Here is a 13,652-nt window from a genome sequence, read left to right as displayed (position 1 = left end):
ACCGCCGGCTATGGCGCGGTGGCCGACGTGCCGGAGCCCATCCGTCAGGCCATCCTGCTCATCGTCCAGCGCCTGTTCGATGGCGCCGACACCAGCATCGATGTTGCCATCGACCGCACCGTCCATGCTCTCATTGCACCCTTTCGGAAAAGTCCGATCTGATGGCCAGGATCACCGCCAATGCCCTGCGCGACCGCGTCCGCCTCGAAAAGCGCGAGGAGATCGATGATGGCTATGGAAACACGGTCGGCATGTGGGTGCCACAGTTCGAGCGCGACGCCTGCATCCTGCCCTCCAAGGGCGGCGAGACGGTCATTGCGTCGCGCCTGCAGGAGGTGCAGCCGGCGCTGATCATCGTGCGCTTCGATGCCGAAACCGCAACCATCACCGCCGCCTGGCGCCTGATCGATGCCCGTTCCGGCATGATCTACAACATCCGCACCGCCGCCGACATGGAGCGCCGCCGCCGCTTCATCACCATGCTTTGCGAGGCCGGTGTCGCGACCTGATCCGTCCACGGACTGCCCTGCAGGTGATGGCCGCCACCGTGCGCGGTGAAATCCTGCTTGCTTGAAGCCAGGAGGGTCAGCGTCCGACCGGCCGGCAATCGGCACGAAGGAAGCAGCAATCATCGAAAGGACAGCATCATGGATCGTTCGCGTTTCTACGCGGCGCTGCGGCGTCGTGATTCCGGTGTCTTTGGCACCTCGCTCACGCAAGTGCAGGTAGACCGGCTGGAGGCAATTCTGGCGCTGCTCGACGCAAAACGTATCGAACTGGCGCAGGCCGCCTACATCCTCGCCACAGCCTATCATGAAAGCGACCGCTTCCGCACTATTGAGGAATATGCGTCGGGCGCTGCCTATGAGGGGCGGGCCACGCTCGGCAACACGCAGCCGGGCGATGGGGTTCGGTTCAAGGGACGCGGCTTCGTTCAGATCACCGGCCGGCGCAACTATACCGATTGGGCCAATCGCCTCGGCGTTGATCTGGTCGGCAACCCGGCACTCGCCGCCCGGCTCGATCATGCGACCACGATCCTGATCGACGGCATGATGCTCGGCACCTTCACCGGCAGGAAGCTGCCCGATTTCGTGACGGGTGCGAAGAAGGACTATGTCGGCGCGCGCCGCGTCGTCAACGGCACCGAAAGGGCGACGATGATAGCCGGATACGCCCATGCGTTCGAGAAGGCGCTGGCTGGTGCGGGCTACGATGCCGCCGCGTCGCGGTCGCCGACCGCGCCGACACCGACGCCCAAGCCTGCACCCATCGACATCGCACCGGGTGCCAGAAGGCGCGACCTGCCCGCCGCCGTGATCCTTGTCATCATCGTCCTGATGCTGGCCGCGGTGGCTGCATCCATGTTCGGAGGCTGACATGAGCACGCTCGCGTCCATCCTGCTCACGGCGGCCGGCGATCTTGCCGGCCCCGTCATCAGGAAGATCCTTGGCGACAGGCTCGGCGGGGCCGGTGGCGAACTCGCCGGCAAGGTGATCGACGTGATTGCCGAGAAGGCCGGCGTCCCGGCCGAGGCGCTACCTGACCAGCCCCCTGACGATCTGCAAGAGGCTATCGTCGCGGCCGAGCCGGAAGCGGCCGACATTCTCATGGCCCATGTCGAAAGCCAGCGGCTCATGAATGAGACGCTGAAGGCCGAACTGGACAAGGGCGGGCCGACATGGACGTGGGCATGGCGGCCAAGCTGGATGTGGCTGCTGGCGTTCGTCTGGCTCTATGCGCTCATCTTGCGTCCATTGGCGAATGCGGCATTCGGCGCTGCAATCGAGGCCGTCGATCTCACCATCCTCATGACGCTGACCGGCGTCTTCACCGGCCTCTACATGGGCGGCCACACCGCCAAGAGCATCATGTCCGGATTGCGGAGGCACCCCGATGACTGACCAGACACCAAAGCGATTCGAGGACCTGCCCGAGGAAACGAAAGCTTTCCTGCTTGCCCTGCGCCCCGACGAGGTGAAGACGCTCGACGACGGCATTCGCCTGGTCCGCTCGATCAACACCGTGTCCGCATTCGTCAAATGGATCATCGTCGGCATTCTCGGTATTGCCGTCGGCATCGCCATGTTCGGCGAAAGCATCTCGAAAATCGTCAAATGGTTCCAGACGTCAGGATGATCGGGACTGGAGACGGCCGGCCACCTTGCCTGGTGCCGACGCCTACCTCCTCAGTGCTCCGCTGCTATACAAGATCAATTCAAGCACCACGGCGCGCATGCGCGGACGGCTGGTGCCGAACGGCAGATATTGAGCCCGAGCAGAATACAGTTTTTGCTTTCTGATAAAGCGGCGATAGTGTGTGGTGGGAGGCGGTACTATGACGTCGGAAGATCAGAAAAATGTGGCGATTGATGTGACAGCGGTCGAGACGCCCCAATCACCGGGGATCTTCGCCGATATTGCGTCCAGCTTCACCTATGCTTCCTATCAGAACGCCATTCCCGTTCTTCGGCGCGTCGGCGTCGAAAACCGTTCGGATCGTCAGGTCGACTCGCTCCGACTGGAGCTGTCGTCCACGCCCGCTTTCCTGCGCCCCAAGACGTGGACGATCGATCGCGTCATTCCCGGCGATCACCTCCCGCTCGGCGATCGGAAGGTGGAACTCGATGCAGGCTATCTGGCCGGGCTTAACGAGGCCGAACGAGGCGAGATNTCATTCCCGGCGATCACCTCCCGCTCGGCGATCGGAAGGTGGAACTCGATGCAGGCTATCTGGCCGGGCTTAACGAGGCCGAACTAGGCGAGATTGGCCTGACCCCATAGGGTGGTCCGGTTTCAATCTTAGAGCCCGACTCAAAATTTCATTTTTGCGATACGCCTCGTCATTCGCCTGATGGATGCTATGAACATCCATGCCTCTGCTGAGGCAATTGAAGCCTCCCAATCTTTTGCCAGCCGACGGCACCGATTGAGCCATGCAAAGGTTCGCTCGACGATCCAGCGCCTGGGCAGAATTACAAAGCCTTTGCTTTATCGGAACGCTTGACGATTTTGATCGCCAGCACCTCGATATGGTCCACAGCCATTGCAAGCTTTTCACCAGCATATCCACCATCCGCAAAGAGTTTCGTCACGGTGGGATGGTTTTGTTATGCGCGTTCTATCAGATCGGGCGCACCATCACGGTCCTGAACATCCGCACCATGCACGATGCTTTCCAGCATGTTGCCGGTCATATCGGTTACGATATGGCGCTTGCGCCCTTTGATCTTTTTGCCTGCATCATAGCCGCGCGGACCACCAGCTTCTGTCGTCTTCACCGACTGGCTATCGATAATGGCTGCCGTGGTACTGCACTGTCGTGAACGGCGGGAATTCCTTCGGCAACTGCGCCCATTGGCAGCCCGTTGTCGCCATATACTGGATCGCATTCCACAAATTGCGCGGATCATGCTTGCGTGGACGGCCCACCTTGCCCAGCGGCTTCAAAAACGGCGCAACGATAGACCATTCATCGTCAGTGCAGTCGCTTGCATAGCGTAAGTCTCGTCTGGCATAGTCGCGCCGAGCGGTTTCAGTCCAGGCCATCTGATCCTCCGTAGTCTTGGTAAACCACAGAGAATCATAAACCCATGAAATCGCTCAACTTAATTTTCGGTTAGGCTCTAATCGACGGGCCTCCGGATCCTGAAGCAGGGTCAAGAAGCGAGGTAACTTCCATGATCTCGCTCACTTCTATCGTCGCCGGTTGAGGTCGACCTGCACCGCTCGGTGCCGCGCTCGCATGGACGATCGTTGCCTTGGCCTTCTTTTTCAGGAGGGCATCTTATGTCTTCTAGCTATCTTACTTCTACCGACCTCAGGATGATCAGCAGATTGTTGGTCGAGGATCCGGCATCAGGAACTGACGTCTCACGCCAAACCGAGGCGCGCCTTCTGATTTACGCTTTTCAGGACGGTTTCGGGGAAGAAAAGATGCGAAACCTGCTTGCGGATTTTCGTACGGTCAAGAGGCTCTTAAACCGTCCGACGGAAATCGAGCGGCTTGCAGGGACAGTGCCTACTTCGGGCAAGCCAAGCCCAGACACTGTCCGCGACGGGGTCCGCGCCAAGCCTCCGGCTGACCGCGCATGCGAGCAGATCGGGCGAGAAAAGGCGATCGCTTCGCCGATGTGGCTGTGGCGATCCACCGGGACCAGCGACGTGATCCATTCCGAAAATGGGATCAGCTGGTGGTAGACCACCCACCAGGCCACGCCGAAGGCGACGACGCCAAGATGCCAACGCCAGTCCGAACGGGCATTGGGAGGTTGATCGGGAAGGGTTTCCGAGACCGACATCGTCGTGTGCCATTCAGCGTGTCATCATCCGATCCGGGCGGCGGCCGGAACCGCCGACCGGACGTTCGCATGGCTATGCGCTCAGCTTGACCTTGCGCAGGTAGGGTCGCACTTCCTCCCAGCCCTGCGGGAACAGATCCTTCGCCTTCTCGTTCGGGATCGAGGGCGGGATGATCGCCTCGCCACCCGGACGCCAGTCGGCGGGAAGCGCCACCTTGTTGGCATCCGCCGTTTGAAGTGCGTCGATCACCCGCAGGATCTCGTCAAAGTTGCGCCCGACGCTCATCGGATAGGTCATGGTCAGGCGGATCTTCTTGTCCGGGTCGATGATGAAGACCGTGCGCACCGCCTCGGTCGTGCTTTCGCCCAGGTGGATCATGTCGTAGAGCTTCGCCACCTTCAGCTCCGGGTCGGCGACGATGGGGAAGTTGAGCACCGTGTTCTGGGTGTCGTTGACGTCCTCGATCCATTTCACGTGCTCCTCGACCGTGTCGGTCGACAGCCCCAGCGGCTTGACGTTGCGCTTGGCAAACGCCTCGGCCAGTTGCGCGGTGCGGCCCATCTCGGTGGTGCAGACGGGCGTGAAATCGGCCGGATGGCTGAAGAGGAACACCCAGGAATCGCCGGCCCAGTCGTGGAACCGGATTTGGCCCTTGGTGGTGTCGGCTTCGAAATCGGGGGCGATATCGCCGATGTGCAGACTCATTCGACCTGTCCTCCTTAGGAAACTGTCATGGTTCGCGCCCCCAGATATGGCCTGTCGCCGGGTCGTGACAGTGACAAAGTCACTCAATTCGAAAAAAGTTGTACTGAAAATGGAACAATACTATCCTGAAGCTCATGAAGCTCATGAAGCTCACGGCCTACACCAACTACGCCCTGCGAACTCTTCAGCTTGCCGCCCTCAAGGCGCCGGACCGCGTGCGTGTTGACGATGTCGTGCGGGTGCACGGTCTGGCCCGGCCGCACATCGTCAAGATCGTGCACGAGTTGGGGCGGGCCGGTTACCTTCGGACGATCCGGGGCCGCGGCGGCGGCTTCACCCTTGCCCGGCCCGCCGAGGAGATCGTGATCGGTGATGTGGTCCGGCTCACGGAGGGGCCGCTCGACCTGGTGGAATCCTTCAACCCTGACCGGAACACCTGCCCCCTGATCGGCATATGCCGCCTGTCCCATGCCCTTCAGGAAGCGACCCGTGCCTTCATGGCGGAGCTTGACGATCTCACTTTGGACGAGATCGCCGCCAACCGGAACGACCTGCTGGCGCGCATTGCGCCCCTGGAGGCCGGGATTGTGGCGCCGGTGCGGAGAGCGAAATGAGCGTTGGCGACTGGACGGAGCGTTTCACCGGCACGCGGAAACTGCCCCGCAGGGTGCGCGACCGGCTGTTGCAGGTGGCTCGGGTGCGGCATTATCCCGAGGGGGCGCTGGTCTTCGGTCCGGCCAAGGTGCCCGATGGCCTGTTGTTCCTGCATGACGGCACGATCCGCGTCTCGCAAAGCTCGGACCGGGGGCGGGAGATCGTGCTCTACCGGGTGGAGGCAGGCGAAAGCTGCGTGCTGACCACCGCCTGCATGTTGGCCGAGGAAGCCTACAACGCCGAGGGGATCGCAGAGACAGATGTCACCGTCGTCAATCTGCCGCGCACGGCGTTCGACCAACTGGCCGGCGAGGAACCCGATTTTCGCAGCTTCGTCTTTGCCGCCTATTCCCGGCGGCTGATCGACCTTCTGCGCGTCATCGACGGTGTTGCCTTCGGCCGGATGGACGTGCGGCTGGCGGAACGGCTTCTGGCCCTTGCCGGAGACTTCAAGGAAATCTCTGCCACCCATCATGATCTGGCCAAGGAGCTTGGGACCGCGCGCGAGGTGATCTCGCGCATCCTGAACGATTTCCATAAACGCGGCCTGGTCGAACAATCTCGTGGGCGCATCACGCTGACAGACAAGGCGGGGCTGAGAAGGCTGGCGGCAAGCCGCTGAGACGGGCCCGTTTCAAGGGGCCGTCGAAGCGGTCCATCGAGAAAATCGCCGTTGGGTGACATTGTCACTGTAGAGCGCTGATCAAACTTCTATCTGTCCTCCAGCTTTGAAATCGGAGGACACCATGAACACCAATGTCGGAACCCTTGACCGGGTGGTGCGCGCGGCGCTCGGGCTGGTGCTGCTCTACCTCGCCTTCTTCGGCGGCCTGCAGCTGATGGAAGCCGCAGTCTGGAAGTGGGGCGCAGGCGCGGTCGGGCTGGTGATGCTGGCGACAGCGGCGTTCCGCTTCTGCCCGCTCTATCGGCTGATCGGCCTCAAGACCTGCCGGGAGTGCTGAGATGGAAACGGCTTTCACTCCCTTTGCCTCTTTCGGGGGCGGCCTCTTGATCGGGCTCGCCGCCGTGCTGCTGATGCTGGGCCTGGGCCGCATCTTCGGTGCGACCGGCATCCTGTCGGGGCTGATCTTTCCCGAGCGCTGTCCGGAATTCGCCTGGCGCGCCACGCTGGTGCTGGGCATGGTCATGGCACCCGGCTTGATCTTCCTGGCCACCGGCGCCTGGCCGGCGCTGGACGTGCCCGTCAGCCCGCTGATAATCGCCATTGGAGGCGTGATCGTAGGGCTTGGCGCCAGCTTCGGCTCGGGCTGCACCTCGGGCCACGGGGTCTGCGGGCTCTCGCGCCTCTCGCTGCGCTCGCTCGTCGCGGTGCCCACCTTCATGGCCACGGCCGCCATCACCGTCTTCGTCATCCGCCACGTCATCGGAGCCTGACATGATGAAACTGATCTACGCATGGGCCACGGGCCTAGTCTTCGGTCTCGGGATCGCGATTTCGGGCATGATGAACCCGGCCAAGGTGCTGAATTTCTTCGACATCGCCGGCACCTGGGACCTGAGCCTCGCCTTCGTCATGGGCGGCGCCGTCGCCGTCACCTTCATCGGCTACCGGCTGGTCTGGCGGCGCGCGACGCCGCTGTTCGAGGACCGCTTCCAGGTGCCCAATTCGAACGTGATCGACGCGCGCCTTGTCGGTGGCTCGGCCCTGTTCGGCATCGGCTGGGGCATCGCCGGGTTCTGCCCGGGCGCGGCCATCCCGGCCCTTGGCATGGGCCGCTGGGAGGTGGCGCTGTTCCTGGGCGCCGTCGGCCTGGGCCTTGCTCTGGCCCGCATTCTCAAGGGGCAATCCATCCTGCCGCGGTCGGCCTCGGCTTGACGCGGACCAGTACAAAGGAGTTCACGACATGACCAAGCAAGACCAGATTCAAGCCCACGATCAAAAGATGGCCGACGCCATCGCCACGCCGATCGCCGATTACCCGGTGGACATGAGCGTGAAGCCCGAGATTCAGGGCTTCTACGACGAGGCCACGGCGACGATCAGCTACATCGTCAAGGACCCGACCTCGAACGCGGCCGCCATCATCGACAGCGTGATGGACATCGACTATGCCGCCGGCCGGATCACCTTCGAGCATGCCGACATGCTGATCTCCGAGATCGAGCGCCAGGGCCTGAAGCTCGAGTGGATCATCGAGACCCACGCCCATGCCGACCATCTCTCGGCCGCGCCCTATATCCAGGAAAAGCTGGGCGGCAAGATCGGCATCGGCGAGAACATCAAGATCGTGCAGGAGGTCTTCGGCAAGATCTTCAACGAGGGCACCGAGTTCCAGCGCGACGGCTCGCAGTTCGATGCGCTGTTCACCGACGGCATGACCTACAAGATCGGCAACATGACGGCCTTTGCCATGCACACGCCGGGCCACACGCCCGCCTGCATGACCCATGTCATCGGCGATGCGGCCTTCGTGGGCGACACGCTCTTCATGCCCGACGGCGGCTCGGCGCGGGCCGACTTCCCCGGCGGCGATGCCGGTACGCTTTATGACAGCATCCAGAAGGTGCTCAGCCTGCCCGGCGAGATGCGGCTCTTCATGTGCCACGACTACATGCCCGGCGGGCGCGAGGTGAAGTGGGAGACCACCGTCGCCGAGGAAAAGGCGAACAACATCCACGTGGGCGGCGGCAAGACCCGCGAGGAGTTCATCCGCATCCGCACCGAGCGCGACAAGACGCTGAAGATGCCCACGCTTATCATCCCGTCGATCCAGGTGAACATCCGCGCCGGCCACATCCCGACCGACCAGCACGGCGACAAGATGCTCAAGGTGCCGGTCAACAAGCTCTGAGCCCCGCGGCTACCCGAGACGACCGACAGGAGGAAGGAAAATGGAACAGAAGCAGACCATTCGGAACCTGAACACCGCGCTCCAGATGGAGATCACGGCCACTCATCAGTATCAGTTGCACGCGCAGGTTCTGGACGACTGGGGGCTGCCGGGCCTGGCCGAGATGATGCGGCAGGAGCAGGCCGAAGAGACGGAACATTCGGACCGTTTCCTCGACCGCATCCTCTTCCTCGGCGGCGAGCCCGAGGTCGCCTTCGAGAAGGCACCGGTGCGCGCGACATCGTTGCGCGAGATGTTCGAGGCCGATCTGAAGGACGAAGAGAACGCGATCCGCTTCTATACAAATATACAAAGGCGGCGAAGGAAGCCGGCGCCGAAGGTGACATCGGTTCGCGGCTGCTCTTTGAGCAGATTGTGCTCGACGAGGAAGGCCACAAGGCCTGGCTCGAGACCCAGCTCGACCTGATCGAAAGGCTCGGAGAAGCCGTCTATGCTGTCCGCTTCCTCGGCGCTTCCGGCGCCGAAGGCTGAATGCGCAAGAAACATCGGAGGAACAGAGGAGTGTCCCAGGATATCATCAGCAGGGTGTCACCTTCGCGCGGCGCCGGCAGCCCGCGCGTCGTCGGCTTTTACGAGCCCGATACCGGTAGCTGCCAGTATATCTGCGTCGACGAAGAGACGAAGAAATGCGCGCTCATCGACATCGTCCAGCAGTTCGATCCGCGATCGTTCTCCACCGCGTTCGACCATGCCCAGTGGGCGCTGGACTACGTCGAGCGGGAGGGGCTCGAACTGGAATGGATCCTCGATACGCACCCCCACGCCGATCACTTCATGGCGGCGGCCTGGCTGAAGGAGAGAACGGGCGCGCCGATGGCGATCGGCGAGAAGGCGCGGGAGATCGCTGCGCTCTGGCGCAAGATCTACAACATGCCGGACGCCTTCCCCGTCGACCCCGACTTCGACCGGCTCTTTGCCGATGGCGACCGCCTCAGGATCGGCAACCTCGACGTCAAGGTGATGCTGTCGCCGGGCCATACGCTGGGCTCGATCACCTATGTCGTGGGCGACGCGATATTTGCCCATGACACGCTGATGCAGCCCGATGCCGGCACGGCGCGGGCCGATTTCCCCGGCGGCGACGCCGGCCAGCTTTACGACAGCATCATGGCGATCCTCGACCACCCTGACGACTACTGCATCTTCATTGGCCATGACTACGGCACGAAGGATCGCGACGAGCCGGCATGGGAAAGCACCGTGGGCGAGCAGAAGGCCAACAACATTCATGTCGGCGGTGGGCGACCGAAGGACGAATACGTCCGCCTCCGGAAAGAACGCGACAAGACCCTGCCGCTGCCCGACCGGATGCTCGCGGCGCTCCAGGTCAACCTTCGCGGTGGTCGGCTGCCCGAGCCAGAGGGCGACGGCCACAGCTACTTCAAGATTCCGGCAAACAAGTTCTGAGGAGTACGCGAGCAATGGACATCAAGAAGATTACGGACAAATTCTCGGTCACTCCGCAGATCACGCCGGACGAGATCGACGCCATCAAGGAGACGGGGTTCAAGGCCATCATCTGCAACCGTCCAGACGGCGAGGGCCCCGACCAGCCGACCTTCGAAGAGATCGAAACGGCGGCGAAGAAGGCAGGACTGGAAGTGGCCTATGTGCCAGTTCAGTCGGGCATGGTGCGTGACGAGGATGTCGAGGCCTTCGGCGCGGCGCTCAAGGACCTGCCGCGGCCGGTCCTCGGCTATTGCCGCACCGGCACGCGCTCGGCCACGCTCTGGTCGCTGCACGAGGCGAAGAAGCGCCCGCTGCCCGAAATCCTCGCCGCCACCAAGGCCGCCGGTTACGACATGTCCGGCGTGGCGCGGCGCATCGCCAATGGCGGCAGGACGCCGACGGACACGGGCGACGCGAAGTTCGACGTGGTCATCGTCGGCGGCGGGGCCGGGGGTATCGCCACCGCCGCCAGCCTGTTGCGCCGCAAGTCGGACCTGTCGGTCGCCATAATCGACCCGGCCGACGTGCACTACTACCAGCCCGGCTGGACGCTGGTCGGCGCCGGCGTGTTCGAGCCGGACGAGACCGCCCGCACGATGGCCTCGCTGATCCCGGCCGGCGTGAAATGGATCAAGGCTGCCGTGGCCGCCTTCGAGCCGAAGAACGACGCCGTGATCCTCGACGGATGCCAGGTGGTCAAATACGACCGGCTGGTCGTCGCGCCGGGGCTCAAGCTGGACTGGGACGCCGTCGAGGGCCTGCCCGAAACGCTCGGGCGCAATGGCGTGACCTCGAACTACCGCTTCGATCTCGCGCCCTACACCTGGCAACTGGTTCGGGAGATGAGGGCGGGCCGGGCGCTCTTTACCCAGCCGCCGATGCCGATCAAATGCGCGGGCGCCCCGCAGAAGGCGATGTATCTGTCGGGCGACGCCTGGCATCGCCGCGGCGTGCTGAAGAATATCGACATCCAGTTCATGAACGCCGGTGGCGTGCTCTTCGGAGTCAAGGAGTATGTCCCGGCACTGATGAAATACGTTGAGAAATACGACGCGACGCTGAACTTTTTCCACAACCTCGTGGCCATCGACGGCGCGGCGAAGAAGGCGACCTTCAAGGTGGCCAGGCCGGACACCGAGCCGGCCGAGGTGACGGTCGATTTCGACATGATCCACGTCTGCCCGCCGCAGGTCGCGCCCGATTTCATCCGCGTCTCGCCACTGGCCGATGCCGCCGGTTGGGTGGACGTCGACCAGGCCACCCTGCGCCACAAGACCTACGAGAACATCTGGTCACTTGGCGACGTGATGAACGCGCCCAATGCCAAGACTGCCGCCGCCGCGCGCAAGCAGGCGCCGACGGTGGCCGACAACATTGTGGCCGATATCGAGGGGCGCAGCCCGGTTGCCGCTTATGACGGCTACGGCTCCTGCCCGCTGACGGTGGAGCGCGGCAAGATCGTGCTGGCCGAATTCGGCTATGGCGGGGTGCTGAAGCCGTCCTTCCCGAAGATCCTGCTGGATGGCACCAAGCCCTCGCGCGCGGCCTGGTTCCTGAAGGAGAGGATGCTGCCGCCGATCTACTGGAAGGCGATGCTGAAGGGCCGCGAATGGCTGGCGCAACCCGAGCCGATCAAGGTCGGGGCGGCGGAATAGCCGGCTCCGCTCCAGCATCCGGCGACCGTCCCGGCCGCTGCGAACCGACGGTCTCGGCACCTCCCTGTCGGGCCACGACCGGACGATCAGGGTGAACCCGCTCTGATCGTCCCATTTCCAGGACCAAGACGATGACCACGCTCCGCCGCTATCTGCCGATCCTCGACTGGGGTCGCACCTATGACCGGACCGCCTTTTCCAACGACATGATCGCCGCGGTGATCGTGACGATCATGCTGATCCCGCAATCTCTGGCCTACGCGCTTCTTGCCGGGCTTCCGGCGCAGGCCGGGATCTACGCCTCGATCGCGCCGATCATCCTCTATGCGATCTTCGGCACCAGCCGGGCGCTGGCGGTGGGGCCGGTGGCCGTGGTCTCGCTCCTGACCGCCAGCGCCGTGGGGCAGGTGGCCGATCAGGGCACGGCGGGCTACGCGGTGGCCGCCCTGACGCTGGCCTTCCTGTCGGGCGGGTTCCTCGTTCTCCTGGGCGTGTTCCGGCTGGGGTTCCTTGCGAACTTCCTGTCGCACCCGGTGATCGCGGGTTTCATCACCGCCTCTGGCATCCTGATCGCCACCAGCCAGCTCAAGCACATTCTTGGGGTCTCGGCCCACGGGCACACCCTGCCGCAGATGCTGGGCTCGATCTTCGCGCATCTGGACCAGGTGAACTGGATCACCCTCGTGATCGGCGTGGCCGCGACCGCCTTCCTGTTCTGGGTGCGCAAGAACCTCAAGCCGGCGCTGCGGCGCATGGGTCTGTCGCCGCTGATGGCGGACGTTCTGACCAAGGCCGGCCCGGTGGCCGCCGTGGTTGTGACGACGCTGGCGGTCTGGGCCTTGGGGCTCGACGCGCGGGGCGTCAGGATCGTGGGCGAGGTGCCGCAGGGCCTGCCGCCGCTGACGCTGCCCGCCTTCGCGCCGAACCTTCTGGGCGCGCTTTTGGTGCCGGCGATCCTGATCTCGATCATCGGTTTCGTCGAATCGATCTCGGTCGCACAGACGCTCGCCGCGAAGAAGCGCCAGCGGATCGACCCCGACCAGGAACTGATCGGGCTGGGCGCGGCCAATCTCGGGGCCGCCTTCACCGGGGGTTACCCGGTCACGGGTGGCTTCGCGCGCTCGGTCGTCAATTTCGACGCGGGCGCCGAGACCCCGGCCGCCGGCGCCTTCACCGCGCTGGGGCTGCTCTTCGCCTCGCTGTTCCTGACGCCGCTGGTCCATTACCTGCCGACCGCGACGCTGGCGGCCACGATCATCGTCGCGGTGCTCAGCCTCGTGGACCTGTCGATCCTGCAGAAGACCTGGGGCTATTCCAGGGCCGATTTCACCGCCGTCGCGGCGACGATCGTCCTGACCCTGCTGATGGGCGTGGAAACCGGCGTGGCCAGCGGCGTGGCGATCTCGGTCCTTCTGCACCTCTACAAGACCTCGCGCCCGCACGTGGCCGAGGTGGGGCTGGTGCCCGGCACCCAGCATTTCCGCAACGTGCGGCGGCACAAGGTGGACACCCGGCCGCACCTCCTGACCCTGCGGGTGGACGAGAGCCTCTATTTCGTAAACGCCCGCTTCCTCGAGGACCTGATCCAGAGCCGCGTGACCGAGGGTTGCGGCATCACCGACGTGGTGCTGATGTTCTCGGCCGTGAACGAGGTGGATTTCTCGGCGCTGGAAAGCCTCGAGACGATCAACCGGCGGCTCAAGGACATTGGCGTGCGGCTGCACCTTTCCGAGGTCAAGGGCCCGGTGATGGACCGGCTCGAGACCTCGCATTTCCTGAGCGAGCTCACCGGCCGGGTCTTCCTGTCGCAATTCGACGCCTGGACCGCGTTGGCAAGCGAGGAACACCTGAACAGAGCCGCCGAGTAGGAATAGCCAGCCCATGCTCGCCAGTATGGAGATTGGCGGGCCGGGCGTTTTCCTCGCTGGCTTTTCTCGCTCAAGCCCTTCGAGGGCCAGGCAAAGTCACCGCGCAACTGGAGAACGTTCGCCCCCGGTCCCGTCCGCTCCGCCA

General features: G+C 63.6%; 16 protein-coding genes and 1 pseudogene. 15 read left to right on the top strand and 2 right to left on the bottom strand.

Annotation, left to right across the window (positions count from 1 at the left end; translation table 11 throughout):
* Nucleotides 1-161: 161 nt before the first annotated feature.
* The 4 genes from ACFO1V_RS01035 (at nucleotide 162) to ACFO1V_RS01020 (ending at nucleotide 2,140) form a co-directional block, all read left to right on the top strand.
* Nucleotides 162-509, top strand: coding sequence for a phage head closure protein (locus tag ACFO1V_RS01035; RefSeq protein ID WP_380075003.1), 348 nt, complete (start codon nucleotides 162-164; stop codon nucleotides 507-509).
* A 138-nt stretch (nucleotides 510-647) separates the two neighbouring features.
* A complete protein-coding gene (locus ACFO1V_RS01030) occupies nucleotides 648-1,379 on the top strand; it encodes a hypothetical protein (RefSeq protein ID WP_380075002.1) in 732 nt (243 codons plus the stop codon).
* Nucleotide 1,380: 1 nt separating this feature from the next.
* Nucleotides 1,381-1,905: a 3TM-type holin gene (locus tag ACFO1V_RS01025; protein ID WP_100651853.1), complete on the top strand. Its 525-nt coding sequence runs from the start codon at nucleotides 1,381-1,383 to the stop codon at nucleotides 1,903-1,905.
* Entirely contained in the window at nucleotides 1,898-2,140 is a 243-nt protein-coding gene (locus tag ACFO1V_RS01020; protein WP_100651854.1) for a hypothetical protein, read from the top strand. Before ACFO1V_RS01025 ends, ACFO1V_RS01020 begins: the two co-directional genes overlap by 8 nt.
* Nucleotides 2,141-2,815: 675 nt before the next feature.
* On the opposite strand, the pseudogene ACFO1V_RS01015 reads toward ACFO1V_RS01020, so the two are convergent.
* A pseudogene (locus tag ACFO1V_RS01015) lies at nucleotides 2,816-3,550 on the bottom strand (IS5 family transposase).
* A gap of 240 nt (nucleotides 3,551-3,790) precedes the next feature.
* On the opposite strand from ACFO1V_RS01015, the gene ACFO1V_RS01010 reads away from it, so the two are divergent.
* Nucleotides 3,791-4,201, top strand: a complete 411-nt coding sequence (locus ACFO1V_RS01010; RefSeq protein ID WP_157808393.1) for a hypothetical protein — start codon at nucleotides 3,791-3,793, stop codon at nucleotides 4,199-4,201.
* 174 nt (nucleotides 4,202-4,375) lie between these two features.
* Here ACFO1V_RS01010 and ACFO1V_RS01005 read toward each other — a convergent pair whose 3' ends face one another.
* Nucleotides 4,376-5,008 (bottom strand): peroxiredoxin, encoded by a 633-nt coding sequence (locus ACFO1V_RS01005; RefSeq protein WP_100651856.1) that lies wholly within the window; start codon nucleotides 5,006-5,008, stop codon nucleotides 4,376-4,378.
* A gap of 134 nt (nucleotides 5,009-5,142) precedes the next feature.
* Between ACFO1V_RS01005 and ACFO1V_RS01000 the strand changes: the two genes are divergently transcribed.
* From ACFO1V_RS01000 to ACFO1V_RS00955, 10 genes are all read left to right on the top strand, one after another.
* Nucleotides 5,143-5,622: an Rrf2 family transcriptional regulator gene (locus tag ACFO1V_RS01000; RefSeq protein WP_374834365.1), complete on the top strand. Its 480-nt coding sequence runs from the start codon at nucleotides 5,143-5,145 to the stop codon at nucleotides 5,620-5,622.
* Complete coding sequence (locus tag ACFO1V_RS00995) at nucleotides 5,619-6,284, top strand: Crp/Fnr family transcriptional regulator (protein WP_100651858.1); 666 nt, start codon at nucleotides 5,619-5,621, stop codon at nucleotides 6,282-6,284. Before ACFO1V_RS01000 ends, ACFO1V_RS00995 begins: the two co-directional genes overlap by 4 nt.
* 124 nt (nucleotides 6,285-6,408) lie before the next feature.
* Nucleotides 6,409-6,624 carry a YgaP family membrane protein gene (locus tag ACFO1V_RS00990; protein ID WP_100651859.1) on the top strand — a complete coding sequence of 72 codons (216 nt, stop codon included), beginning with the start codon at nucleotides 6,409-6,411 and terminating at the stop codon, nucleotides 6,622-6,624.
* Nucleotide 6,625: 1 nt separating this feature from the next.
* Nucleotides 6,626-7,057: a YeeE/YedE family protein gene (locus ACFO1V_RS00985; RefSeq protein ID WP_152367687.1), complete on the top strand. Its 432-nt coding sequence runs from the start codon at nucleotides 6,626-6,628 to the stop codon at nucleotides 7,055-7,057.
* Between the two features lie 4 nt (nucleotides 7,058-7,061).
* Nucleotides 7,062-7,499 (top strand): DUF6691 family protein, encoded by a 438-nt coding sequence (locus tag ACFO1V_RS00980; RefSeq protein WP_100651874.1) that lies wholly within the window; start codon nucleotides 7,062-7,064, stop codon nucleotides 7,497-7,499.
* 112 nt (nucleotides 7,500-7,611) lie between these two features.
* Nucleotides 7,612-8,475, top strand: coding sequence for an MBL fold metallo-hydrolase (locus ACFO1V_RS00975; protein WP_211098222.1), 864 nt, complete (start codon nucleotides 7,612-7,614; stop codon nucleotides 8,473-8,475).
* 40 nt (nucleotides 8,476-8,515) lie between these two features.
* Nucleotides 8,516-8,941 carry a ferritin-like domain-containing protein gene (locus ACFO1V_RS00970; RefSeq protein WP_198517369.1) on the top strand — a complete coding sequence of 142 codons (426 nt, stop codon included), beginning with the start codon at nucleotides 8,516-8,518 and terminating at the stop codon, nucleotides 8,939-8,941.
* A 95-nt stretch (nucleotides 8,942-9,036) separates the two neighbouring features.
* The gene (locus tag ACFO1V_RS00965; protein WP_318268902.1) at nucleotides 9,037-9,942 is read left to right on the top strand and encodes an MBL fold metallo-hydrolase; all 906 of its coding nucleotides are present in this window, start codon (nucleotides 9,037-9,039) and stop codon (nucleotides 9,940-9,942) included.
* Nucleotides 9,943-9,956: 14 nt separating this feature from the next.
* A complete protein-coding gene (locus ACFO1V_RS00960) occupies nucleotides 9,957-11,639 on the top strand; it encodes a bifunctional protein tyrosine phosphatase family protein/NAD(P)/FAD-dependent oxidoreductase (protein ID WP_100651862.1) in 1,683 nt (560 codons plus the stop codon).
* A gap of 131 nt (nucleotides 11,640-11,770) precedes the next feature.
* A complete protein-coding gene (locus tag ACFO1V_RS00955) occupies nucleotides 11,771-13,507 on the top strand; it encodes a SulP family inorganic anion transporter (protein WP_100651863.1) in 1,737 nt (578 codons plus the stop codon).
* The last annotated feature ends 145 nt before the right edge of the window (nucleotides 13,508-13,652 follow it).

It is taken from the genome of Daeguia caeni, from assembly GCF_042653845.1.
GTDB lineage: Bacteria > Pseudomonadota > Alphaproteobacteria > Rhizobiales > Rhizobiaceae > Brucella > Brucella caeni.
The sequence above is the reverse complement of the archived record's forward strand: the minus strand, read 5'-3'. Positions and strand labels throughout refer to the sequence as shown.

Coding starts and splice junctions, on each gene's coding strand:
- ACFO1V_RS01035 (WP_380075003.1), top strand. CDS start 162: ATGGCCAGGATCACCGCCAATGCCCTGCGCGACCGCGTCCGCCTCGAA.
- ACFO1V_RS01030 (WP_380075002.1), top strand. CDS start 648: ATGGATCGTTCGCGTTTCTACGCGGCGCTGCGGCGTCGTGATTCCGGT.
- ACFO1V_RS01025 (WP_100651853.1), top strand. CDS start 1,381: ATGAGCACGCTCGCGTCCATCCTGCTCACGGCGGCCGGCGATCTTGCC.
- ACFO1V_RS01020 (WP_100651854.1), top strand. CDS start 1,898: ATGACTGACCAGACACCAAAGCGATTCGAGGACCTGCCCGAGGAAACG.
- ACFO1V_RS01010 (WP_157808393.1), top strand. CDS start 3,791: ATGTCTTCTAGCTATCTTACTTCTACCGACCTCAGGATGATCAGCAGA.
- ACFO1V_RS01005 (WP_100651856.1), bottom strand. CDS start 5,008: ATGAGTCTGCACATCGGCGATATCGCCCCCGATTTCGAAGCCGACACC.
- ACFO1V_RS01000 (WP_374834365.1), top strand. CDS start 5,143: ATGAAGCTCATGAAGCTCACGGCCTACACCAACTACGCCCTGCGAACT.
- ACFO1V_RS00995 (WP_100651858.1), top strand. CDS start 5,619: ATGAGCGTTGGCGACTGGACGGAGCGTTTCACCGGCACGCGGAAACTG.
- ACFO1V_RS00990 (WP_100651859.1), top strand. CDS start 6,409: ATGAACACCAATGTCGGAACCCTTGACCGGGTGGTGCGCGCGGCGCTC.
- ACFO1V_RS00985 (WP_152367687.1), top strand. CDS start 6,626: ATGGAAACGGCTTTCACTCCCTTTGCCTCTTTCGGGGGCGGCCTCTTG.
- ACFO1V_RS00980 (WP_100651874.1), top strand. CDS start 7,062: ATGAAACTGATCTACGCATGGGCCACGGGCCTAGTCTTCGGTCTCGGG.
- ACFO1V_RS00975 (WP_211098222.1), top strand. CDS start 7,612: ATGAGCGTGAAGCCCGAGATTCAGGGCTTCTACGACGAGGCCACGGCG.
- ACFO1V_RS00970 (WP_198517369.1), top strand. CDS start 8,516: ATGGAACAGAAGCAGACCATTCGGAACCTGAACACCGCGCTCCAGATG.
- ACFO1V_RS00960 (WP_100651862.1), top strand. CDS start 9,957: ATGGACATCAAGAAGATTACGGACAAATTCTCGGTCACTCCGCAGATC.
- ACFO1V_RS00955 (WP_100651863.1), top strand. CDS start 11,771: ATGACCACGCTCCGCCGCTATCTGCCGATCCTCGACTGGGGTCGCACC.